This is a genomic window from Aquicoccus sp. SU-CL01552, from assembly GCF_040365005.1.
In the GTDB taxonomy this organism is placed as follows: domain Bacteria; phylum Pseudomonadota; class Alphaproteobacteria; order Rhodobacterales; family Rhodobacteraceae; genus Antarcticimicrobium.
Genome location: NZ_BAABWV010000011.1, coordinates 81,324 through 103,471 on the forward strand (window position 1 = coordinate 81,324; position 22,148 = coordinate 103,471).

Genomic DNA, 22,148 nt, shown 5'->3' on the forward strand with positions numbered 1-22,148 from the left:
TCTCAGCCGGAAAAATCAGGCTCTTCCCGATGGAGGTCGCGCACCGCGATGGCGGTGTCCTGCGCCTTGCTCAGCGACCAGCGCACGCGGGTGCGATAGTCCAGCGCCCGGCCCGACAGCACGATCTGCCGGCTCGCGCGTGGCTTCAGCCGGCCCTTTTCGAGATAAACGCTGGGCTCCAGGCTCAGTTCCTTGCCGCCCTCGTGGCGGAACACCCAGATTTCCCCGCTTTTCAACGCCATCGACACCGCCGCCCCACCAAGGTCGAGCGCCGCGTCCACCTCCGGATGCAGGTGCAGGCGGATGTCGAACCCGATGCCCGACAGCACGGTGGCATCCATCGCCTTGTCAAAGCGGCGCTTGTCGGCATCCTCGACCGCCAGCAACATGTCCTCGGCGACCAGCCCGCGCCCGTCGAAGGTGAGGTCGAGGCTGCGCACATGGGTCAGGCCGAAATTGCGCAGATAGCCGTCGTGCCCGCCCTGGAACCGCAGGCCGTCAGCCATCTCGGAAATCTCGGTGGGCACCCGCAACGGGGCGTCGATCAGCGCCTCGCGCCCGGTGCCGCGCGCCGGATCGGCCAACCGCGCGCTGGAATAGCCATCCAGGCAGAGCGTGGAATGCGACGGCGTCGCCCGGCCCGCCCGGCGCCATTCCACCCCAAACGAGGCACCGGAGCCGCAGTTGACGATCAGCGGACGCCGCCCGGAGGTCAGCTCGAACGCCAGGGTCGAGGCATGGGCGTTGAACGAGGCCGCGCGGCGCGGCGGCGGGCTGGCATCGACGATCACCGTGGTGCGCCCGCCCGACAGGCGCGCATAGCCCATCGCCAGCCCCTCCGGCTGGCCCGGCTTGACCTGGCTGGCGGCCAGCGCGTGATCGAGCCGCCCCTCCATGCCGCGACCGCCACCGTGGAACCGCGCCAGCCCGCCATCGGCGTGGCGCAGGGTGCGCAGGGTCGGCGCGATCCGCTCGATCGCCGCCTGGTGCGGGGCCGGTACCCCGCGCCCGGCGTCGTGCAACACCGCCGCCGCCCAGGTCAGCAGGGTGAACACCTCGAGCAGTTCCTCGGGGTTGCGGGTGGGCAGGCCGCCCTGGCCGTCGATCTGGGCCTCGCATTCGCGCGCCAGCGCCCGGACCGCCGGATCGGCCAGTTCCTCGCGCCCCTCCAGCGACAGCCCGGCATAGATCAGCCCGGTCAGCGCCTCGAACCGGGGCAGGCCCGGCGCCGCCCCGGTCCAGCGTTTCGACAGGAACCAGGTCTGCGCCGAGAGCGACCGGTAAAAGACATCGCTGGCGTCGCGCTCCTGCCCGCGCAGCAGGAACAGCGCATGGTTGATCCAGCGGATCACCCGCCGCCCGGCGAGGTCCGGCGTCCAGCCGGGCCCGAGCCCGCCGCCATGCGCCTCGATCCAGCCCCAGAGCCAGGCCTGCGCCTTGGCCCGGGCCGCCATGTCGCCCACCGCCGCCAGGTCGTCGAGCCAGGCAAAGCCGTGACGCTCGGCATCGAAGGCGGCATTGGGGGCGGCGACATCCCACAGCGCGGTATCACGCGATTCGATCAGGTAGCCGGCAAACAGGAGGTTGCCCGCGACCAACTGCCGGCCGCGGGCAAAACTGCCGATGGTGCGCGGCTCGGGTTGCGAGACGAACGCGGTCGCCGCGCGTTGCCGGCGGCTGAGCCGGGCGTACAGCCGGTTGAGGATTCGTGTCCTTCGGCCGGCGAAACTGTCAGGACTGGACATGCTCTCTGCCTCTCACGCTCTCTGGCGTTTCCGGCAGATCATAGCGGCGCAGGGCCGCCAAGTCACTTGCGAAACCCGGGTCTCAGGCGGCTTTGCGCAGGCAGGCGATGTAAAATCCGTCCATTCCGCCCAGATCGGCCCAGTAATCGGGCCGCAGGCGCAGCCCGCCCTCGGCCTCGATCCAGCCCGGGTCGATACCCGGCAGGGCCAGCGCGGCGCGGTCAATGCTGGCGTCCTCCAGCATGTCCAGCGCCTCCTCGACCTGCACCTCGCCCTCGTCAGGCAGCAGCGAACAGGTGCAGTAGACCAGCCGCCCGCCCGGTTTCAGCAGGCTCCAGGCATGCGCCAGCATGCGCGCCTGCAACTCGATCAGCGCGCCGAACTCGGCCCCGTCCTTGGCAAAGGGCAGGTCGGGATGGCGCCGGATCGTGCCGGTGGCCGAACAGGGCGCGTCGAGCAGGATGGCATCGTACTGGCCCTGGTGCTCCAGCGCGTCGCCAACCACCACCTGCGCCGCAAGCCCGGTGCGGCCGAGATTCTCGCGCAGCCGGCCAAGGCGGGCATCGGAGACGTCGAGCGCCACCACCTCGGCCCCGGCAGCGGCCAGTTGCAACGTCTTGCCCCCCGGCGCGGCGCACATGTCGAGCACGGTTTCGCCTGGCTGCGCCGCCAGCACCCGCGCCGGCAGCGCGGCGGCGGCATCCTGCACCCACCAGGCGCCCTCGGCAAAGCCCGGCAGCGTCGAGACCTGGCCCGGCGTATCCAGCCGCAGCGATCCGGTGGGCAAGACCCGCGCGCCGGGCAGATCGACCTGCGCCCCCGCGCGCGGCGTGATGTCCAGCGGTGCCCCGGCAAAATGCGCCGCCTCCATCGCCGCCATCGCCTCGCCGCCCCAGGCCTGGACCAGCGGCTTGCGCAGCCATTTCGGCAGCCGCGGCACCCGCAACTGGCCCCAGGCCTCCGGCCCCTCGGCGGCGACCTTGCGCAGCACCGCGTTGACCAGCCCCTTCAGGTGCCCGTGGTGGCGATCCCGGCTGACGATGGTGACCATGGCATTGACCACACCATGGGCCGCGCCGCCCTGGCACAGCTCCACCGTGCCCAGCCGCAGCGCGTTGCGCACCGGCAGGGGCGGGTATTTGCGCAGGTGCTTCTGCAACAGCCGGTCGGCGCGCTCCAGCCCGCGCAGGGTGTCGGAGGCCAGCCGTTGCGCGCGGGCGCGGTCAGCCGGTTCCAGCCGATCGAGCGCCCCGGCGGCCAGGCATTCGGACAGCAGACGCCCCTCGCCCAGGACCTGGTCGAGCAAGTGGATCGCGCTGCGCCGCGCCGTGGTTGCGTTGTCGTCCATGCCTGCCATCCTTCGCTGCGTCCCTGCGCCCATCTTGCCCCCGGGTGACGGAGGCGTATATCACGGAGGCAGAGCAAAGGAACCCGTGATGCGTGAGAACGACAGCCCGAATGCCGCGCAGGACGATGCCGACCTGCCCCCCGCCGCAAAACGCGCGCTGGCCGAGGCGCAGGAGCGCCGCCGCAAGGCCGAGGCCGAAGTGCAGCCCCTCCCCACGGAGCTGGGCGGGCGCAACGGACCCGAACCGGTCCGTTATGGCGACTGGGAAAAGAAGGGAATCGCGATCGATTTCTGATCGCGACCCGTTCGGGCGTGGAAAAGGGGGCGCCGCCCCCTCGGCCTGACGGCCTCACCCCCGGAGTATTTGACAAGAGAAGAAGCCGGGCCGGGTCATAGCCCCAGTACGTCCACCATGTCGTATTGGCCGGGCGCCTTGCCTTGGCCCCAGAGCGCGGCCCGGAGCGCACCGCGGGCAAAGATCGCCCGGTCGGTGGCCAGGTGACGCAGCACGATACGCTCGCCATCGGCGGCGAAGAGCACGTCATGCTCGCCCACGATGTCGCCACCGCGAATCGCCGAAAAGCCGATGTGCCCCCGCTCGCGCGCGCCGGTGATCCCGTCGCGGCCCCGGTCGGCGACCTCGGAGAGCGTGACGCCACGCCCCTCGGCGGCGGCCTCGCCCAGCATCAGCGCGGTGCCCGAGGGCGCGTCGACCTTGTGGCGGTGATGCGCCTCGATCACCTCGATGTCGAAATCCTCGTCCAGCGCGGCGGCCACCCGTTTTGTCAATTGCACCAGCAGGTTGACGCCCAGGCTCATGTTTCCGGCACGGACGATCACCGCGTGGCGCGCCGCCGGCTCCAGCCGGGCAATCTGCGCATCGGTCATGCCGGTGGTGCCGATCACGTGCACCGCGCGGGCCTGGGCCGCCAGCGCGGCGAACTCCAGCGTTGCCTCGGGCGCGGTGAAATCGATCACCGCCTGCGCCTGCGCAAAGGCGTCGAGCGGCTGGTCGGTCACGGTCACGCCCAGCGCCGCGCCGCCCATCGCCTCGCCCACATCGCGGCCGACCCAGGAATGGCCGGCCTGTTCCACCGCACCGACCAGATGCGCCTTGTCGCTCTCGCTGATGATCCTGATCAGCATCTGGCCCATCCGGCCCGATGCCCCGGTCACGACGATCCCCGGCTTTTGTGTCATCTCGGCGCCCTTTCGCTGCGGTGTCCGGTTGTTTTCCTACCTGCTCCCGCGCGCCTTGGCAAAGGCCCCGCGAAGGCGTAGATCGGGGACATGGCAAAGAACAAGTTTCATGACGGTCCCGGTCCCTCGCAGCGGCAGCTGCGCGTGGGCGAACTGATCCGGCGCACGCTGGCCGAGGTGCTGGCGCGCGGCGACATCCATGACCCGGACCTCAACCGCATGTCGATCACCGTGGGCGAGGTGCGCACCTCGCCCGATCTCAAGATCGCCACCGCCTATGTGCTGCCGCTGGGCGGCAAGGGGCAGGAGGACGTGGTCAAGCTGCTGGCCCGCAACAAGGGCGAGCTGCGCCGCATCATCGGCAAGAAGGCCGGGCTGAAATTCACCCCCGACCTGCGGTTCCAGCTGGACCAGACCTTTGACCAGATGGACGAAACCCGCCGCATGCTGTCGCAGGACGCGGTGCGCCGCGACCTCGAGAGCTGATGCGCGCCGTCCTGGCGTTCGTGGCCATGCTCGTCGCCGGGCCCTCGGCGGCGGTCGAATGCCGTGACACCAGCCATGACGGCAATCGCTATACCATCTGCGAGGTCGATGCCGCGCAAGAGGATCTGCGGCTGTTCCTGAACGGCGACGACGGGCGGCCGCTGGGCCAGTTCGGGGCGGTGAACCGCGTGCTGGCGGATGAAGGAAAGCAGCTGGCCTTCGCGATGAACGCCGGGATGTATCACGACGACCGCAGCCCGGTCGGCCATTACGTGGAGAACGGGCAAGAGGTTATGCGGGTGATTCCCGGCGCCGGGCCAGGCAACTTCGGCCTGTTGCCCAACGGGGTCTTCTGCATTTCCGAAGGACGCGCCGAGGTGATCGAAACGCAGGCCTATCTCGCGCGCGATCCCGGTTGCACCCATGCCACCCAGTCGGGGCCGATGCTGGTGATCGACGGGGCGCTGCATCCGCGCTTTCTGCCCGACAGCACCTCGCGCTATGTGCGCAACGGGGTGGGCACCAGCGCCGACGGAACCCGCGCGGTCTTTGCCCTGTCGCGGGGGCCGGTCACGTTCCACGCCTTCGCGCGGCTTTTTCGCGATCACCTGAAGCTGCCGCAGGCGCTGTATTTCGACGGCAACATCTCGCGCCTCTACGCGCCCGGGCTGGGACGGAACGATCCCGGTTTCGACCTCGGGCCGATTGTGGGCGTGGCCGAACCGGCCGAATAGGGGAATTCGGCGCGGATTTCGTACAATTCCGCCGCCCCGCCGCCGCGCAAATTGACAGCGCCGCTCTGCTCGGCTACCTCGCCGCCCTCTGACCACGAACGGGAACGACATGGCACGCAAACGCAAGGGGCGCGACCTCTCCGGCTGGCTGGTGGTGGACAAACCCGCCGGCATGACCTCCACCGCGGTGGTCAACAAGGTGCGCTGGGCGCTGGAGGCGAAGAAGGCCGGCCACGCCGGCACGCTGGACCCGGAGGCGACCGGCGTTCTGGCGGTGGCGCTGGGCGAGGCGACCAAGACGGTTCCCCATATCACCGACGCGCTCAAGGCCTATGCCTTTACCGTGCGGCTGGGCCAGGCCACCAACACCGACGACGCCGAGGGCGAGGTGATCGCAGAGAGCGCCGCCCGCCCCACGGACGACGAGATCAAATCGGCGCTGGGTCCGTTCATCGGCGACATCATGCAGGTGCCGCCGAAATACTCGGCGGTCAAGATCGACGGCCAGCGCGCCTACAAGCTGGCGCGGGACGGCGAGGATTTCGAGGTCGAGGCGCGGCCGCTCTGGGTCGAGGAGCTGGTGATGACCGACCGGCCCGATGCCGATCACGTCGAGCTGGAAATGACCTGTGGCAAGGGCGGCTACGTGCGCGCCATCGCCCGCGACCTGGGCGCAGCGCTGGGCTGTCATGGCCACGTGGTGCGGCTGCGCCGGATCTGGTCCGGCCCCTTCGACGCCGAGGACGGCGTGACCCTTGCACAGATCGACGAGATGGCCAGAACCCCGGCGCTGGATGACTTCATCCGCCCGCTGGAAGAGGGGCTGGCCGACCTGCCAGAGGTGAAATGCACCGCCGAGGGCGCGGCCAGGCTGCGCAACGGCAACCCCGGCACGGTGCTGCCGTCCGACGTGGAATACGGCGACGAATGCTGGGCCTCGTTCGAGGGGCGCGCGGTGGCGGTGGGCCGGTACAAGGCCGGGCAGCTGCATCCCAGCCGGGTGTTCAACCTGTAACCCCGGGACCGGCGCGACCATGGCCTGGCCGGCTGTACACCATCGGCGGGGTGCGACACATTCGAACTTGCGAATTCACCGGTTTGGCGAGACTGTCCCGCCGGCGGCGGGGGCCCCTCCCCCGCGCCGAAAGGAGCACTACATGAAAACCGCGGATTTCGTCGCCACGCTGTTTGACGGCACCTCTGACCCGAACAAGATCACCGTTGCCTTTACCATGGCGCTGAACGCGCTGAACAAGGGCCACAGCGCGATCATCCTGCTGATGGTCGAGGCGGTCGAGCTGGGCAAGCCCGACATGCTGAACGCGATCGACATCGGCAAACCCTTTCAGCCCGCCGGCGAGCTGCTGGAGCAGTTCCTGGCCGCCGGTGGCCGGATCGGAATTTGCGGCGCCTGCATGATCCACAACGGGTTCACCGCCGAGGACATGGCCCCCGGGTACGAGATCATCACCGCCCCGGATGTGGTCGACCTGTTGATGGCGGCCAAGGGCTCGCTGCAGATCACCTGAGGCCCGCACCGACCTGGCCCCGACGGGGCCGGTCGGTCCGCAGGCGGATCGCGCCAGTCCCGGCGGTTTCCGGTTTCCCCCGGCCCCGCGCCGCGCTAACCACGATGGATGATCACCCGCATCCATACCGGGGCGACGCGGCGACGCCTGTTGTCCCGGTATGGAGAGGCGACTGGAACGGGGTCCCGCATGACCGATGAAACCCACCTCTCGACCCATGACAACCAAGACGCGCACAGGCTGCACGATCCCGGCGGCAAGGTTCGCATCCGCCTGCCCGACGGGATCATCGGCGGCGCGACCTTCTCGCCCTGCGGCCGATACCGCCAGACATTGACCCGGGACTGGACACCGGATGGCGCGCGACCGCGCACCATCATGTTCGTCGGCCAGAACCCCTCTGTCGCCACGGCCGAGGTTTCGGACCCGACCTGCGACAGGGAGCTTGGCTTTGCCAGGCGCTGGGGGTTCACCCGCTACGTCAAGACCAACATGCTGGACTGGCGTGCGACCGAACCCAAGAACGTGCCGCATGACACCGCGTTGGCCTGCAGCCCGGACAACCTGCCCGCCATTTTGCACGAGGCCGAGCAGGCCGAGGAAATCCTGATGGCCTATGGCAAGCTGCACAAGCGATACGCGGACATCGTCGACCGGACGATCCGGGCGCTGCGGGAAACCGGTAAACCGCTCAATTGCCTGAAACTGAACAAGGACGGCTCTGCGGGGCATCCGCTTTACATCAGCAGCAAGACCGAGCGGTTTCCGTTTCCCGATCCCTGACCCCGCGCGCGACGTGGTCACCGGACCGCACCTCGGGGGCAGGTGCCGGATCGTCGGGACCAAGGGCCGAACCGGCGTGGAAACCGGACACGAACGGGGATAAGGCTATGCCATGACCCGTATGTCCCGATCCTGGTTTCTCGTTTTCCTGATTGCCGGGTTTTTCCAAGGCCACCCCGTGATCGCGCAGGCAACCGAGCAGGGCCGGTGCAAGGCTGCATTGTCGGATTTCTCCTGGATGCTTGAGGAGGACGGGCAATATCATCGCCTGAACTCCGATAGATCGGGTGAAAAACTCCATGGGCTGACATGTCGTGAAGCCGACATCGTTGACTGGTTCGAAGGGAACGCCTGGACGCACCTGAAAACCGTGTCTCCGGACGGCACGTCCTTCGGTCATGGCGCAGGTCGGTATCAGGCCGATCGCATTCTGGTGTTCTGCCTGCCGCGCCGCTTCCCGTTCAGGTGGCGAACGAATGGGTGTTTCGCCCAGGCCAGCGTGTCGTTGTTCGACGGCCGGATCACGAATCTGACTGCAGGACCCTCCATCTGACACCGGCAGGCGCCTGAATGTGTCGCGCTCCCAGCGGTCGGCGCGTACCGGAAAGCATCGGTTAACCAGCCACGCCGGATTGTTTTGACCTGTAGCGGGCTTTGTGGCTGATAAAGGCGCAGTTTTTCGAGTGGAGCGACAGCATGGTTTGGCTCGCGGGCTTGCTTGGCCTTGTCGCCATTGGCGGCGTGGCCATGGCTGACATCTTTTCCGACGAAGATGAGACGATCGAGGACGACACCGATGTCGATCCCGACGCCGGCCTTGCGGAAACCGCCCTGCCGCTGGACGCGGGCGGGTTCGACGGGCTCGACCTGACCGGCGGACCGGGTACCGATTTCCTCTCTGGCGGGCCGGGCGACGACCTGCTCGATGGCGGCGTCGGGCAGGATCAGCTGAACGGATACGGCGGCGACGACCGGACCTCGGGGGGCGAGGGCGACGACATCCTTTACGGCGAGGCGGGCAATGATGCCCTGGCCGGGGGTGGCGGCGAGGATGAGCTGCACGGCGGCTATGGCGCCGACGACCTGCAGGGCGAGGCGGGCGATGACCAGCTCTTCGGCCATGCCGGGGGTGATCTGCTGGAGGGCGGGCCCGGTGCCGACCGGCTGGACGGCGGACAGGATGACGACCTGCTGCTGGGCGGGGAGGGCGGCGACGCGCTGCAAGGCGCCGAGGGCGACGACATCCTAGACGGGGGCGCCGGGGCTGATACCCTGTTCGGCGGCTGGGGCGACGATACCCTGACCGGGGTGGAGCCGTCAGGGGGTAATCCGGCGGCAAGCGAGCAGGAGAGCGATTTCCTCAACGGCGGCGATGGCACCGACACCATCACGGCGGGGGCCGGCGACGTGGTCACCGCCGGAGAGGGGGACGACAGCATCGTGCTGGGCGACTGGATCAGCGGCGGCCCGGGGGCCGAACTGACCGATTACGACCCCGAGGAGGACCAGCTGTTCCTGCTCTGGGACATGAAGGCAGACCCCGATCCCGAGGTCGAGGTCGTGGCCGACCCTGTGACACCCGGGTTGAGCCATATCGTGGTGAACGGCTCCGAACTGGCCAGCGTGCAGGGCGACGGCGCGGTGACGGCGGGCGACATCCTGCTGGTCGATCACGCCGATGCGCCCGGGCTGGGCCTTGCCGGGAACTGACCGCGCCGGATTTTCCTTTGCATCCGTGCAGAATCCGCTTATACGCCCGCATCCGGTCCATCCACGGGGCAACCCACACGGGCCGGCACACTCTCCATGGGCCTGTGCTGGACGACATCCCGGCCTGCGCCATTCACTCCAACCCGCAAAGGAGACCCCGATGTCGATTACTGCCGAAGAAAAGACCCGTCTGATGAAGGAATTCGCGACCAAGGAAGGCGACACCGGTTCGCCCGAGGTCCAGGTCGCGATCCTGAGCTCGCGCATTGCCACGCTGACCGAGCACTTCAAGACCCACAAGAAAGACAACCACGGCCGCCGCGGCCTGCTCAAGATGGTTGCCCAGCGCCGCAAGCTGCTGGATTACCTCAAGGGCAAGGAAGAGGCCCGTTACCAGGACCTGATCAAACGCCTGGGCCTGCGCCGCTAAACCCGCTTTCGAACCTGTTTCGATCAACCGCGTCCCCGCTGGGGGCGCGGTTTTTCTTTGTGGGGCGGCCATGTGCGGCATCGGCTTGGCAACGGGGATTTGGCCGGCTATAGGATGTGATGTTATACTATTACACTCAAAGGATGCCCCATGTCTGACCCCCGCCTTCCCGTTACCGTCCTGTCCGGCTTTCTGGGGGCCGGCAAGACCACGCTGCTGAACCGGATCCTCAACAACCGCGACGGGCGCCGGGTCGCGGTGATCGTCAATGACATGTCCGAGGTGAACATCGACGCCGACCTGGTGCGCGCCGGTGGCGCAGAGCTGAGCCATACCGACGAAACCCTGGTCGAGATGTCGAACGGCTGCATCTGCTGCACCCTGCGCGACGACCTGCTGATCGAGGTGCGGCGGCTGGCCGAGGAGGGGCGGTTCGACACGCTGCTGATCGAATCGACCGGCATCGCCGAACCGCTGCCGGTGGCCGCCACCTTCGATTTCCGCGACGAGGCCGGCGAGAGCCTGTCCGACATCGCCCGGCTGGACACGATGGTGACGGTGGTCGATGCGCGCAACCTGCTCGAGGATTTCTCGAGCCACGATTTCCTCAGCGACCGGGGCGAATCGCTGGGCGAGGCGGACGACCGGACGCTGGTTGACCTGCTGACCGACCAGATCGAGTTCGCCGACGTGGTCATCCTCAACAAGATCTCCGAGGCCGGGCCGGACCGCGCCGATGCCGCGCGCAAGATCGTGCGCAGCCTGAACGCCGATGCGCGGATCATCTGCACCGATTTCGCCGAGGTGCCGATGGACGCGGTGATCGACACCGGGCTGTTCGATTTCGAGAAGGCCCACGAGCACCCGATGTGGGCCAAGGAGCTGTACGGCTTTGCCGATCACACCCCGGAAACCGATGAATACGGCATTGCCTCTTACGTGTTCCGCGCCCGCGCGCCGTTCGATCCGCAGAAAATCCACGATCTGCTGAACGGTCCGCTGCCCGGCGTGATCCGTGCCAAGGGGCATTTCTGGATCGCCACGCGGCCCGATTGGGTGGCCGAGTTTTCGCTGGCCGGTGCCCTGTCCAGCGTCAAGCCGCTGGGGAAATGGTGGGCCACCATTCCGCAGGCGCGCTGGCCGGAACACCCGCAGGCGCTGGACTATATCCGCAACCACTGGGCCGAGCCCTTTGGCGACCGGCGCCAGGAGATCGTTTTCATCGGCAGCGGCATCGACTGGCCCGCGCTCCGTGCCGGGCTGGAGGCCTGCCTCCTGCCCGAGGCCGGGCCGGACCTCGCGGCGCTGGCCGGTCTGGCGGACCCGTTCCCCGGCTGGCGCGACGCGCGCGAGGCCGAGGCGGCCGCATGAGGCCGAAACGAAACGCCAACAGGGGGGCGACGCGGCTCAGGCTACGCCGCCGCACGAGCGACCCAATGCGCGACTATGATGCGCTGCCCGCCCCGCTGCGCCGCTGGGTGGCGCAGGCGGCGCGGCCCTGGTCGCCACGGTCCTGCCTGGCGATCTGGCGGCGCACCCTGTCACGCGGCGGCGACCCGGACGAGGCGATCCACCGCCTCGAGCGCGCCGAGGCCGCGATGCTGGCCCGGGATTCCGTGCAATCGGAACCGGAACCCGGTCGCGCCCCGACCTGAGCCGTCGCGCCCCCCCTGCTATCCATCCTTTCCAAATGGCCCATTCTCCTGTATGGCCCGCCCATCTCAGACGTTGTGCCCGGACCTCGGCACTCGAATGGAAGACCACAAGGGGTCGGCGGCAATGGGGCCGCCACGCAAACGGGAGACCCGGAAGGCCGGGAGTGCTCCCAAACAGGATACGATGATGTTTAATGTAACGACGAAATCTATCGAGTGGGGCGAAGACACCCTCACTCTGGAAACCGGCAAGGTTGCCCGCCAGGCGGACGGCTCGGTCGTCGCCACCCTGGGCGAGACCCGGGTGATGGCCAACGTGACCTTTGCCAAGGAACCCAAACCCGGGCAGGATTTCTTTCCGCTGACCGTGCATTACCAGGAAAAATATTATGCGGCCGGTAAGGTTCCCGGCGGCTTTTTCAAGCGCGAAGCGCGTCCGACCGAGAAAGAGACGCTGACCGCGCGCCTGATCGACCGTCCGATCCGCCCGCTGTTCGTCCCCGGCTTCAAACATGAAGTGCTGGTGATGTGCACCGTGCTGAGCCACGATCTGGTCAACGATCCCGATATCGTGGCGATGATCGCCGCCTCTGCCGCGCTGACCATCTCGGGCGTGCCGTTCATGGGGCCGATCGCCGGCTGCCGCGTGGGTTACGTGGATGGCGAATACATCCTCAACCCCGAGGTCGAGGACATGCAAGGGCTGCGCAACAACCCCGAGCAGCGTCTTGACCTGGTTGTCGCCGGCACCAAGGACGCGGTGATGATGGTCGAATCCGAGGCCTATGAGCTGTCGGAAGAGGAAATGCTGGGCGCCGTGACCTTTGCCCATGAGCAGATCCAGCCGGTGCTCGACCTGATCATCGACCTGGCCGAAGACGCCGCGAAAGAGCCCTTCGACTTCCAGCCGCCGGATTACTCCGCGCTGTTCGAGGCCGTGAAGGCCGCCGGCGAAGACAAGATGAAGGCCGCCTATGCCATCACCGACAAGCAGGAGCGTCAGGCGGCTGTTGCCGCCGCGAAAGAGGCGATCCGCGCCGCGCTGAGCGAAGAGCAGCTTGAGGATGCGAACCTTGGTTCGGCACTGAAAAAGCTGGAATCCATCGTGCTTCGCAGCGCGGTCGTCAAGGACGGCAAGCGGATCGACGGCCGCGCCCTCGATCAGGTTCGCCCGATCGTGTGCGAAAACGGGCTGCTGCCGCGGACCCATGGGTCGGCGCTGTTCACCCGTGGCGAAACCCAGGCGCTGGTCGTGACCACGCTGGGCACCGGCGATGACGAACAGTTCATCGACGCGCTGCACGGCAACTTCAAATCGAACTTCATGCTGCACTACAACTTCCCGCCCTATTCGGTCGGCGAAGTGGGCCGCGTGGGTGGCCCGGGCCGTCGCGAGATCGGCCATGGCAAGCTGGCGTGGCGGGCGTTGCAGGCGGTTCTGCCGGCCTCGACCGACTTCCCCTACACCCTGCGCCTGGTGTCCGAGATCACCGAATCGAACGGCTCTTCCTCGATGGCGTCGGTCTGCGGCGGCTCGCTGTCGATGATGGATGCGGGCGTTCCGCTGAAATCGGCCGTGGCCGGTGTGGCCATGGGCCTGGTGCTGGAAGAGGACGGGTCCTATGCGGTGCTGACCGACATTTTGGGCGACGAGGATCACCTCGGCGACATGGACTTCAAGGTTGCCGGCACCGAAGAGGGCATCACCTCGCTGCAGATGGACATCAAGGTTGCCGGCATCACGCCGGAAATCATGAAGAAAGCCCTGGCCCAGGCCAAGGAAGGCCGGATGCACATCCTGGGCGAGATGAACAAGGCGCTCTCCGGCGCGGCGGACTTCTCGGTCCATGCGCCGCGCATCGAGACCATGCAGGTCCCCACCGACAAGATCCGCGAAGTGATCGGGTCCGGCGGCAAGGTGATCCGCGAGATCGTCGAAGTGTCGGGCGCCAAGGTCGACATCAACGACGATGGCATCATCAAGATCGCCTCGCCGAACGGCGAAGCCATCCAGAAGGCCTATGACATGATCCATTCGATCGTGGCTGAGCCGGAAGAGGGCAAGGTCTATAAGGGCAAGGTCGTGAAGATCGTCGATTTCGGCGCCTTCGTGAACTTCTTCGGCAAGCGCGACGGGCTGGTGCACGTCAGCCAGATCGAGAACCGCCGCCTGAACCACCCCTCGGACGTCCTGAAAGAGGGCCAGGAGGTCTGGGTCAAGCTGCTGGGCTTCGACGATCGCGGCAAGGTCCGCCTGTCGATGAAGATCGTCGACCAGGAGACCGGCGAAGAGATCGCCCCCGAGAAGAAAGAGGAAGCGGCGGACTGATCCGCAGCCTTCCGACACCCATGAGAAGCCCCGGCAGCGATGCCGGGGCTTTTTCGTTTCTCACGTCCCGGTTAAGACATGCCCATGCATTCCCTGATCATCCACATGTCCAGCAGCACCGCCCGACGCCCGAATGCCGCGGCGCTGTTGCACGCGCTGCCCGACGCGCGGCTGGTCGAAGCGGTCGACGGGCGCGACCCGGCGCAGGTCACCGGCGTGACGATTCGGCCCGGCGATGCCTGTGCCCCCGCCTATCCCTTTCCGCTTTCCCCCGGCGAGATCGGCTGTTTCCTCAGCCATCGCCGCTGCTGGCGGCGCATCCTGGCGGAGGGCTGGGACTACGCCCTGATCGTCGAGGATGACCTCGCCATCGACCCGACCCGCCTGCGCGCGGCGCTGGCCCTGGTCGAGGCCCATGTCACGCCCGACAGCTATATCCGCCTGCCGGTCAAGCCGCGCGAGAAACCGGCGCAGGTGCTGGGCGAATCGGAGGGGCTAGCGTTGATCCTGCCAAAGGTGATCGGGCTGCAGACGGTGGCACAGGTGGTCGGGCGCGGCGCGGCCAAGCGGTTGCTCGCCGCGACCGCGACGATCGACCGCCCGGTCGATACCCTGCTGCAAATGCATTGGGTCACTGGCCAGCCGGTCCACAGCCTGACGGGCAGCGGTGCGCGGGAACGCACCGCCGACCTAGGCGGCTCGACCATCCAAAAGAAAACCCGCGCCGGCGGCAAGCTGGCGCGGGAATTCAAACGGGCCGCCTATCGGGCGCAGGTTGCCCTGCGCCCGCAGCACCCGGCTTAGTCCGGGTTCTTGGCAAAACGCAGGTAGGGCAGCTTTTTGTCCAGTTTGCCGAACTTGGCCTCGGCGGCGGCGTCATCCAGCGCCAGCCCCACGATCACGTCCTGACCCGCGGTCCAGTTGGCCGGGGTGGCCAGCGGCTGCTGGTAGGTGCGTTGCAGGCCGTCCAGCGCGCGCAGCACCTCGGCAAAGTTGCGACCCACGGTCATCGGGTAGATCATCATCAGCTGGATCTTCTTGTCCGGGCTGATGATGAAGACCGAGCGCACCGAGGCGCTGTCGGCAGCGGTGCGACCATCGGGCAGGTAGGCCTCGGCGGGCAGCATGTCAAAGGCCTTCGACACCGACAGATCCTCGTCGGCGATGATCGGGAACCCGGCCTTGGCACCGGCAAAGCCCTCGATGTCGGATTTCCATTTCACGTGCTCATCGGCGCTGTCCACCGAGAGGCCGATCACCTTGGTGCCGCGCTTGGCCCATTCATCGGCCAGTTGCGACACGGCGCCGAACTCGGTGGTGCAGACCGGCGTGAAATCCTTGGGGTGGCTGAACAGGATGGCCCAGCTGTCACCGATCCAGTCGTGAAAGCTGATCTCGCCCTGGTCGGTCATGGCGGTGAAATCGGGAACGATGTCGTTAATACGCAGACCCATTGTGTTCTCCTCTGGTTGAAAATCCGGTTGGTTGTTCTGTTCGAGACTAGTCTCGTCTCGGCAGCAATGTAAGGGCTCGCAAGACGTGTTGCATCCCCTGACTTGTCCCCGCAACTCAGCGGTGACACATTGGCGCGGAATCGCTGACCGCACGGTCAGGAGAACCGCCGAGTTGGGAGAACCGGACATGATCGAGAAACGCAATTTCTACATCAACGGCCAATGGGTGGCCCCGTCGCAACCGAACGATCACCCGGTCATCGACCCCTCCACCGAAGAGCCCTGCGCGGTGATCTCGCTGGGCGGGCAGGCCGATACCGACGCCGCCGTCGCCGCCGCCAAGGCGGCGCTGCCGGGCTGGATGGCCACCCCGGTCGAGGAGCGGATCGCGCTGGTCGAGAAACTGATCGACGTCTACAAATCGCGCGGCGAGGACCTGGCCCAGGCGATGACCTCCGAGATGGGCGCGCCGATCGACATGGCCCGCACCCAGCAGGTCGGCGCCGGCATCGGCCACCTCAAGAACTTCGTCCGCGCCGCCAAGGCCTTCCAGTTCGACCGGCCGCTGGGCGACCACGCCCCCAACGACCGCATCATCTACGAGGCGGTGGGCGTCGCCGCCCTGATCACCCCGTGGAACTGGCCGATGAACCAGGTCACACTCAAGGTCGGCGCCGCCGCCATCGCCGGCTGCACCATGGTGTTGAAACCCTCCGAGGAAAGCCCGCTGAACGCCATGGTCTTTGCCGAGATGATCGACGAGGCCGGCTTTCCCGCCGGAGTCTTCAACCTGGTGAACGGCGACGGCGTGGGCGTGGGCAACCAGCTTACCGGTCATCCGGACGTGGACATGGTCAGCTTCACCGGCTCCACCCGGGCCGGCATCGCGATCTCCAAGAACGCCGCCGACACCCTGAAAAAGGTGCACCTGGAACTGGGCGGCAAGGGCGCCAACGTGATCTTTGCCGATGCCGACGACAAGGCGGTCAAGCGCGGCGTGCTGCACATGATGAACAACACCGGCCAGTCGTGCAATGCGCCCAGCCGGATGCTGGTGCAGTCCGAGATCTATGACCAGGCGGTCGAGATCGCGGCCGAGACCGCCAACAAGCTCACGGTCGGCAACGCCCACGAGGAAGGCCGCCACATCGGCCCGGTGGTCAACAAGACCCAGTGGGACAAGATCCAGGGGTTGATCGAGAAAGGCATCGCCGAGGGCGCCCGCCTGGTCGCCGGTGGCCCGGGCCTGCCCGAGCAGTTCAACAAGGGCTTTTACGTCCGCCCCACCGTCTTTGCCGACGTGACCCCGGACATGACCATCGCCCGCGAAGAGATCTTTGGCCCGGTTCTGTCGATCATGAAGTTCGACAGTGAAGAGGACGCCATCGCGATTGCCAACGACACCGAGTACGGGCTGACCAACTACGTCCAGACCCAGGACGGCGCCCGCGCCAACCGCATGGCCCGCGTCCTGCGCTCTGGCATGGTCGAGATGAACGGCCAGTCGCGCGGTGCCGGTTCGCCCTTTGGCGGCATGAAGAAATCCGGCAACGGCCGCGAGGGCGGCGTGTTCGGGCTGGAGGACTTCCTCGAGGTCAAGGCCGTCAGCGGCTGGACCCCGGAATAAACCGGGCCAACACCAACCTGACAGCAAGGGCCACCCCCCGGGGTGGCCTTTTTCGTGGCGCGATCGCTCTCCACCAGTCGGGCCTGCCTGCCTCCTGTCGTTTCGCGCACGGCTTTCCCACTGGTCTCGGGCCGGGGCGATGCGCTATGTGCGGGGCGACCGAAGGGATCGCTGCCGATGATCATTTCCCGCCTGCACGGGCGCCTGGGAAACCAGATGTTCCAGTATGCCGCCGCACGCGGCCTTGCCGCACGGCTGGGCGTTGCCGTGGCGCTGGACACGCGCGATGCCCTGCGCCGTGGCGAGGGGGTTCTGACCCGCGTGTTCGACCTGCCGCTGGCCGAGCCGCTGAAACTGCCGCCGAACCGCCACGACCGGCCGCTGGCCTATGGGCTGTGGCGGGTGATGGGCGGGGCGCCACGGTTCCGGCGCGAACGCGGGCTGGGCTATAATCCGGCCTTTGCCGATTGGGACGGCGACAGCTACCTGCACGGCTACTGGCAAAGCGAGAAGTACTTCGCCCATGCCGCCGACGACATCCACCGGGATTTTTCCTTTCCCGATTTCACCGATGCGCAGAATGCCGAGATGGCGGCCCGGATCGGCGAGGAGCTGGCGATCTCGCTGCATGTGCGGCGGGGCGATTACCTGACGCTGAGCGCGCATGCGGTCTGCGACGAGGTCTATTACACCCGCGCGCTGGAGCGGTTGATGCAAGAGGTCGAGGGCACGCCAACGGTCTTCGTCTTTTCCGACGATCCCGATTGGGCCAAGGCGAACCTGCCGCTGCCGGTGGAAAAGGTGGTCGTCGATTTCAACGGCCCCGAGACGGATTTCGAGGACATGCGGCTGATGTCGCTGTGCCGCCACAACATCATCGGCAACTCGTCGTTTTCCTGGTGGGCGGCCTGGCTGAACGCCAACCCGGACAAGCGGGTGGCCGGCCCGACGCGCTGGTTCGGGGAGCCAAAGATGCGCAACCCCGACATCCTGCCCGAGGATTGGCTGCGGATCGAAGTGTAAGGTTCAGAACGGCGGTTTGGCCCGGATCTTGAGCGAGACGCCGCCCTCGGGGTTCTTGATCCTGAGTTCCTCGGAATGCAGCATCAGGCGCGGGAAATCGCGCGCCGCCCCCTCGGCATAGAGCGGATCACCCAGGATCGGGTGGCCCAGCGACAGCATGTGCACCCGCAACTGGTGGCTGCGCCCGGTCTTGGGGAACAGGCGCACGCGGGTTTCGTTGTCTCCATATTTCACCACCTTCCATCCGGTCTCGGCCGGTTTGCCGGTCTCGTGGCAGACCTTTTGCAGCGGCCGGTTGGGCCAGTCGACGATCAGCGGCAGATCGACGATGCCCTCCTTCGGCTCCAGCCGGCCCCGGACGCGGGCGACATAGGTCTTTTTCGTCATCCGCTTCTCGAACTGCAGCGACATGTGCCGCTGCGCGTAGGGGGACATGGCAAAGACGATCACGCCCGAGGTGTCGCGGTCGAGCCGGTGCACCAGCAGCGCGTCGGGAAAGGCGGCCTGCACCCGGCTCAGCAGGCAATCGGCCAGATGCGCGCCCTTGCCCGGCACCGAAAGCAGTCCGGCGGGCTTGTTCACCGCGACGAGTTGCGCGTCCTCGTACAGGACCTCCAGCGGGTCGGTGGGGGGATTGTAATCGCTCATGTCCCCGCGTCGTAACGCACCCCGCCCTGACGTCAAGCTTGCCGCCTGGTCCCGGCGCCGCCAATCTCCTGACAACCGGAGAAGAGGAGACCCCGATGACCGCAGTTCTGCACCCCGACATGCACCCGACCATCGCCCAGGCGCTGGAGATCGTCGCCTCGGGCGATCACGAGCGGATTGCACAAATCCTGGCCGAAAACGTACGATTCCTGCCGCCGACCTACTGGGCCACCTGGACCGGGCGGGAACCGGTCGCGGCGGTGCTGGGCCACGTCGGCCAGGTGTTCAGCGATTTCCGCTATCGGCGGGTGATGGGATCGGGCAACGACTGGGCGCTGGAGTTCCAGTGCAAGGTCGGCGATCTCGACGCGGTCGGCATCGACCTGATCACGCTGAATGCCGAGGGGTTGATCGAGACCTTCGAAGTGGTGATGCGCCCGCTCAAGACCGTCGCCGCCCTGCGCGAGGCGATGAATGCGCGGGTGATGAAGGATCCGCGGTTCCTGAAGTACCGCGAGGCGCTTTCGTAAGCTTCCTCACGGGGTTCGGCGGCGGCGCACCTGCTGCAGCATCGCCGCCGAATAAATCCCCAGCGCCACCCAGATCATCGGAAAGGCGATCATCCGGGCCTGCCCCATCGGCTCTCCGAACAGGAACACGGCGGTCAGAAAGATCATGGTCGGCGTGATGTATTGCAGGATGCCGATGGTCGACAGCCGCAGCAGCTTGGCCCCGTTGGCATAGGCGATCAACGGCGCCGCCGTGATGAGCCCACAGCCCAGCAGCAGCGTGGTGTCGATCGGGACACCGCCGAAATGCCCGGCCCCGCTGGCGGACAGCCAGGCGATACAGGCCAGTGCCGCCGGCGTGAGGATCAGAACCTCGAGCAGGAAACCCTGGTTCGGTCCTACCGGCAGGGATTTCTTGAAGAACGCATAGGCGCCCCAGCTCAACGTCAGCCCGACCGCCGCCCAGGGCAGGCGCCCGGCCTGCAGGGTCAGGACCACCACCGCGACCGCCGCCAGCGCGATGGCCACGATCTGCGCCCGGTTCAGCCGTTCGCCCAGAAACACCGCACCGAGAAACACGCTGAACAACGGGTTGATGTAATAGCCCAGCGCCGCGTCCAGGGCATGGCCCGAGTTGATGGCCCAGACATAGATGCCCCAGTTGACCGAGATCAGCGCGGCGGTCAGACAGGCCTGCGCCAGCGTCCTGGGCTGCGTCAGCGCGCGGCGCAGATCGCCAGTACGCCCCAGGACGACCAGAAGCGCGGCAGCCAGCGGCACCGACCAGATCACCCGATGCGCCACCACCTCGACCGCCGGGATATGGCTGAGCTGTTTCATGTAGAGCGGCAGGAATCCCCACATCACATAGGCCGCCAAGGCAAAGGCAAGCCCCTGCGGTGAATCGGTATTCCCGGTAATACGGGGGTTTGGTTGCGTACCCATTGCGCGCTCCTCCTGCCCCGACGCTTTAGGTCAGCACCGGGGGGCACGCAATGGGCCGCGCCGGTCAGGCACGCAACGACCACCGAAGCGCCCCTGCAAGCATAGTCGGGGTAATACTCCAAAGTGACCATTTGGAATCACGGGGTTGGATCGTTTCAACTCCGGCGTGGAGCACATGTGTGTCACACATTCGGCCCGATGACTGCGGCGTGTTCGCCTCATCAGGGGGCCGAAATGGGCGCGCATCGTCATCTTTTCCACCGAGGCAATATCTTCTGCTGACGGCGGCGGCTGCCAGGGTTTTCCCCAGACACCGGCACACTTCGCCTGGATCGGAAGATCACAGAAGATATTCCAAGTATTTCAGAGGACTATGCGCATCGCAGCGCTTCGTGCCTGACTCGGAGATTGGCAGTAATCAGCCCGAAACCGACCCGGGTCTCGCGCTCCGCTGATCCAGGGAAGACATGCAGGTCGGGCGGGGAGCGCTCACGCGCTGCGCCATGCTCCAAGGGCAGAAAAGCGCAGCGATCTGCCGTTCCCGGATCCGTTCGACCCTGCGGATCGTGCATCGGTTCGGCCGGACAGGTCCGGCCGGTGCCTTTGCCCAGCCCGAATCCAGCATCTTGGGCAGGTTTCGCCCACAACTCCCCCCTCCCCTGCTGAGAAAGCTTGATGAGGTCGCGCCGCGAAGCGCGCTCTTACGGGTCGAGTTGAATGCCCATTGAGGGCGCAGGTTGAAACCGGCGCCCTCATAACAGGATTTTTCAGCACAACCGGAACAGTGGTTTTTCTTGGTGCCCCATGCTCCGATCGGCGTTCAGGCCAGCGGCAATCTCTGGCGCACCAGCGTCGTCCAGTACGAGCTGCCCCAGGCGATCACGTCGTCGTTGAAATCGTACTTCGGGTGATGCAGGGCTGCCGACGGCCCGTTGCCAACATTGATCATCGCGCCGGGCACCTCGTTGAGCATGAAGGAGAAATCCTCGCCACCCAGCGTTTGCGGCATGTCGAGATGCACGTTCTCGACGCCCGCCACCTCCTGCGCGGCCTTGGCGGCCAGCTCGGTCTCGTGTTCGTGGTTCACCGTCACCGGGTAGTGCCGGGTATAGTCCAGCGTTCCCACCGCGCCATAGGCGGCGGCGATATTGCCCACCATCGCCTCGAGCCGTTCCTCGATCATGTCGCGCACTTCTTCGCGCAGCGTGCGCACCGTGCCGGTCATGGTGAGGTCCTGCGGAATGACGTTGAACGCATTCCCGGCCTGGATCGTGCACAGCGAGATCACCGCGCTGTCGATCGGGTCCATGTTGCGCGAGGTCAACGTCTGCACCGCCTGCAACAGGGCACCCGCAATGGGCAGCGGATCGACCGTCTGTTCGGGCCGCGCCGCGTGACCGCCGCGCCCGGTGATGGTGATTTTCAACTCGTCGACCGAGCCCATGATCGGCCCGGAGTTGATGGTGAACTGCCCGACGGGCAGGTTCGGACGGTTGTGCATCCCGTAGACCTCGTCACAGGGCCAGCGGGTAAAGAGACCATCCTCGATCATCGCGCGGGCCCCGGCACCGCCCTCTTCGGCAGGCTGGAAGATCACGATCACCGTGCCGTCGAAGGCCCGGCTTTCTGCCAGGTGCCGCGCCGCGCCCAACAGCATGGTGGTGTGCCCGTCATGGCCACAGGCATGCATCTTGCCGGGGGTCTGCGAGGCATAGGGTTTGCCGGTTTCCTCGATGATCGGCAGGGCATCCATATCGGCCCGCAGCCCGACCATGCGGCCCGAGGCATTGCTCTGACCGCGGATCACGCCGACGACGCCGGTTTCTCCAAGGCCCTCGTGAACCTCGTCCACCCCTGCCGCCCGCAGCGCCTCGGCGACCTTCTGCGCGGTGCGTTTCACGTCATAGAGAAGCTCGGGGTTCATGTGCAGATCGCGACGAAATTCCGTCAGGTCCGCGACCTCTTTGGCGACCCAGTTTTCAACGGCCATGTC

The 22,148-nt window shown here is 66.8% G+C and carries 23 protein-coding genes; 16 read left to right on the top strand and 7 right to left on the bottom strand.

The window, feature by feature from the left end; genetic code table 11:
* Nucleotides 1-2: 2 nt before the first annotated feature.
* Both ABWV23_RS13480 and ABWV23_RS13485 read right to left on the bottom strand, forming a co-directional pair.
* Nucleotides 3-1,745 carry a heparinase II/III family protein gene (locus ABWV23_RS13480; RefSeq protein ID WP_353348583.1) on the bottom strand — a complete coding sequence of 581 codons (1,743 nt, stop codon included), beginning with the start codon at nt 1,743-1,745 and terminating at the stop codon, nt 3-5.
* 82 nt (nt 1,746-1,827) lie between these two features.
* Nucleotides 1,828-3,093, bottom strand: a complete 1,266-nt coding sequence (locus ABWV23_RS13485; protein ID WP_353348585.1) for an RsmB/NOP family class I SAM-dependent RNA methyltransferase — start codon at nt 3,091-3,093, stop codon at nt 1,828-1,830.
* Between the two features lie 88 nt (nt 3,094-3,181).
* Between ABWV23_RS13485 and ABWV23_RS13490 the strand changes: the two genes are divergently transcribed.
* Nucleotides 3,182-3,388, top strand: coding sequence for a DUF1674 domain-containing protein (locus ABWV23_RS13490; protein WP_353348587.1), 207 nt, complete (start codon nt 3,182-3,184; stop codon nt 3,386-3,388).
* A gap of 95 nt (nt 3,389-3,483) precedes the next feature.
* Here ABWV23_RS13490 and dapB read toward each other — a convergent pair whose 3' ends face one another.
* Nucleotides 3,484-4,293: a 4-hydroxy-tetrahydrodipicolinate reductase gene (dapB, locus tag ABWV23_RS13495; RefSeq protein WP_353348589.1), complete on the bottom strand. Its 810-nt coding sequence runs from the start codon at nt 4,291-4,293 to the stop codon at nt 3,484-3,486.
* A gap of 90 nt (nt 4,294-4,383) precedes the next feature.
* Here dapB and rbfA point away from each other — a divergent pair, with 90 nt between their 5' ends.
* The 12 genes from rbfA (at nt 4,384) to ABWV23_RS13555 (ending at nt 14,753) form a co-directional block, all read left to right on the top strand.
* The gene (gene rbfA / locus ABWV23_RS13500; protein ID WP_353348591.1) at nt 4,384-4,779 is read left to right on the top strand and encodes a 30S ribosome-binding factor RbfA; all 396 of its coding nucleotides are present in this window, start codon (nt 4,384-4,386) and stop codon (nt 4,777-4,779) included.
* Nucleotides 4,779-5,513, top strand: a complete 735-nt coding sequence (locus ABWV23_RS13505; RefSeq protein ID WP_353348592.1) for a phosphodiester glycosidase family protein — start codon at nt 4,779-4,781, stop codon at nt 5,511-5,513. The genes rbfA and ABWV23_RS13505 overlap by 1 nt, the downstream gene beginning before the upstream one ends.
* A gap of 109 nt (nt 5,514-5,622) precedes the next feature.
* The gene (gene truB, locus ABWV23_RS13510) at nt 5,623-6,528 is read left to right on the top strand and encodes a tRNA pseudouridine(55) synthase TruB (RefSeq protein ID WP_353348593.1); all 906 of its coding nucleotides are present in this window, start codon (nt 5,623-5,625) and stop codon (nt 6,526-6,528) included.
* A 142-nt stretch (nt 6,529-6,670) separates the two neighbouring features.
* Nucleotides 6,671-7,042, top strand: a complete 372-nt coding sequence (locus ABWV23_RS13515; protein WP_353348594.1) for a DsrE family protein — start codon at nt 6,671-6,673, stop codon at nt 7,040-7,042.
* A 189-nt stretch (nt 7,043-7,231) separates the two neighbouring features.
* Nucleotides 7,232-7,825 (top strand): DUF1643 domain-containing protein, encoded by a 594-nt coding sequence (locus tag ABWV23_RS13520; protein WP_353348595.1) that lies wholly within the window; start codon nt 7,232-7,234, stop codon nt 7,823-7,825.
* Nucleotides 7,826-7,937: 112 nt separating this feature from the next.
* On the top strand, nt 7,938-8,378 hold the full coding sequence (locus ABWV23_RS13525) for a hypothetical protein (RefSeq protein WP_353348596.1): 441 nt from the start codon (nt 7,938-7,940) through the stop codon (nt 8,376-8,378).
* 143 nt (nt 8,379-8,521) lie between these two features.
* Complete coding sequence (locus ABWV23_RS13530; RefSeq protein ID WP_353348598.1) at nt 8,522-9,535, top strand: calcium-binding protein; 1,014 nt, start codon at nt 8,522-8,524, stop codon at nt 9,533-9,535.
* A gap of 160 nt (nt 9,536-9,695) precedes the next feature.
* Complete coding sequence (gene rpsO / locus ABWV23_RS13535; protein WP_353348601.1) at nt 9,696-9,965, top strand: 30S ribosomal protein S15; 270 nt, start codon at nt 9,696-9,698, stop codon at nt 9,963-9,965.
* A gap of 150 nt (nt 9,966-10,115) precedes the next feature.
* Entirely contained in the window at nt 10,116-11,336 is a 1,221-nt protein-coding gene (locus tag ABWV23_RS13540; RefSeq protein WP_353348603.1) for a GTP-binding protein, read from the top strand.
* Nucleotides 11,333-11,620: a DUF6525 family protein gene (locus tag ABWV23_RS13545; RefSeq protein WP_353348605.1), complete on the top strand. Its 288-nt coding sequence runs from the start codon at nt 11,333-11,335 to the stop codon at nt 11,618-11,620. The genes ABWV23_RS13540 and ABWV23_RS13545 overlap by 4 nt, the downstream gene beginning before the upstream one ends.
* Nucleotides 11,621-11,807: 187 nt before the next feature.
* Nucleotides 11,808-13,949, top strand: coding sequence for a polyribonucleotide nucleotidyltransferase (gene pnp / locus ABWV23_RS13550; protein WP_353348607.1), 2,142 nt, complete (start codon nt 11,808-11,810; stop codon nt 13,947-13,949).
* 84 nt (nt 13,950-14,033) lie between these two features.
* Complete coding sequence (locus ABWV23_RS13555) at nt 14,034-14,753, top strand: glycosyltransferase family 25 protein (protein ID WP_353348609.1); 720 nt, start codon at nt 14,034-14,036, stop codon at nt 14,751-14,753.
* Here the strand turns inward: ABWV23_RS13555 and ABWV23_RS13560 are convergent.
* Entirely contained in the window at nt 14,750-15,403 is a 654-nt protein-coding gene (locus ABWV23_RS13560; protein WP_353348611.1) for a peroxiredoxin, read from the bottom strand. The two genes, ABWV23_RS13555 and ABWV23_RS13560, sit on opposite strands and share 4 nt — an antisense overlap.
* Nucleotides 15,404-15,590: 187 nt before the next feature.
* Between ABWV23_RS13560 and ABWV23_RS13565 the strand changes: the two genes are divergently transcribed.
* Together ABWV23_RS13565 and ABWV23_RS13570 are read left to right on the top strand one after the other, a co-directional pair.
* Complete coding sequence (locus ABWV23_RS13565) at nt 15,591-17,030, top strand: aldehyde dehydrogenase family protein (protein ID WP_353348613.1); 1,440 nt, start codon at nt 15,591-15,593, stop codon at nt 17,028-17,030.
* Nucleotides 17,031-17,207: 177 nt separating this feature from the next.
* Entirely contained in the window at nt 17,208-18,053 is an 846-nt protein-coding gene (locus tag ABWV23_RS13570) for an alpha-1,2-fucosyltransferase (protein WP_353348615.1), read from the top strand.
* A 3-nt stretch (nt 18,054-18,056) separates the two neighbouring features.
* On the opposite strand, the gene ABWV23_RS13575 is transcribed toward ABWV23_RS13570, so the two are convergent.
* Nucleotides 18,057-18,701, bottom strand: a complete 645-nt coding sequence (locus tag ABWV23_RS13575; protein WP_353348617.1) for an RluA family pseudouridine synthase — start codon at nt 18,699-18,701, stop codon at nt 18,057-18,059.
* 119 nt (nt 18,702-18,820) lie between these two features.
* Here ABWV23_RS13575 and ABWV23_RS13580 point away from each other — a divergent pair, with 119 nt between their 5' ends.
* Nucleotides 18,821-19,231, top strand: a complete 411-nt coding sequence (locus tag ABWV23_RS13580) for a nuclear transport factor 2 family protein (RefSeq protein ID WP_353348755.1) — start codon at nt 18,821-18,823, stop codon at nt 19,229-19,231.
* A 6-nt stretch (nt 19,232-19,237) separates the two neighbouring features.
* Here ABWV23_RS13580 and rarD read toward each other — a convergent pair whose 3' ends face one another.
* Together rarD and ABWV23_RS13590 are read right to left on the bottom strand one after the other, a co-directional pair.
* A complete protein-coding gene (gene rarD, locus ABWV23_RS13585; RefSeq protein ID WP_353348619.1) occupies nt 19,238-20,155 on the bottom strand; it encodes an EamA family transporter RarD in 918 nt (305 codons plus the stop codon).
* 820 nt (nt 20,156-20,975) lie between these two features.
* Nucleotides 20,976-22,145, bottom strand: a complete 1,170-nt coding sequence (locus ABWV23_RS13590; protein WP_353348621.1) for a M20 aminoacylase family protein — start codon at nt 22,143-22,145, stop codon at nt 20,976-20,978.
* Nucleotides 22,146-22,148: the final 3 nt, after the last annotated feature.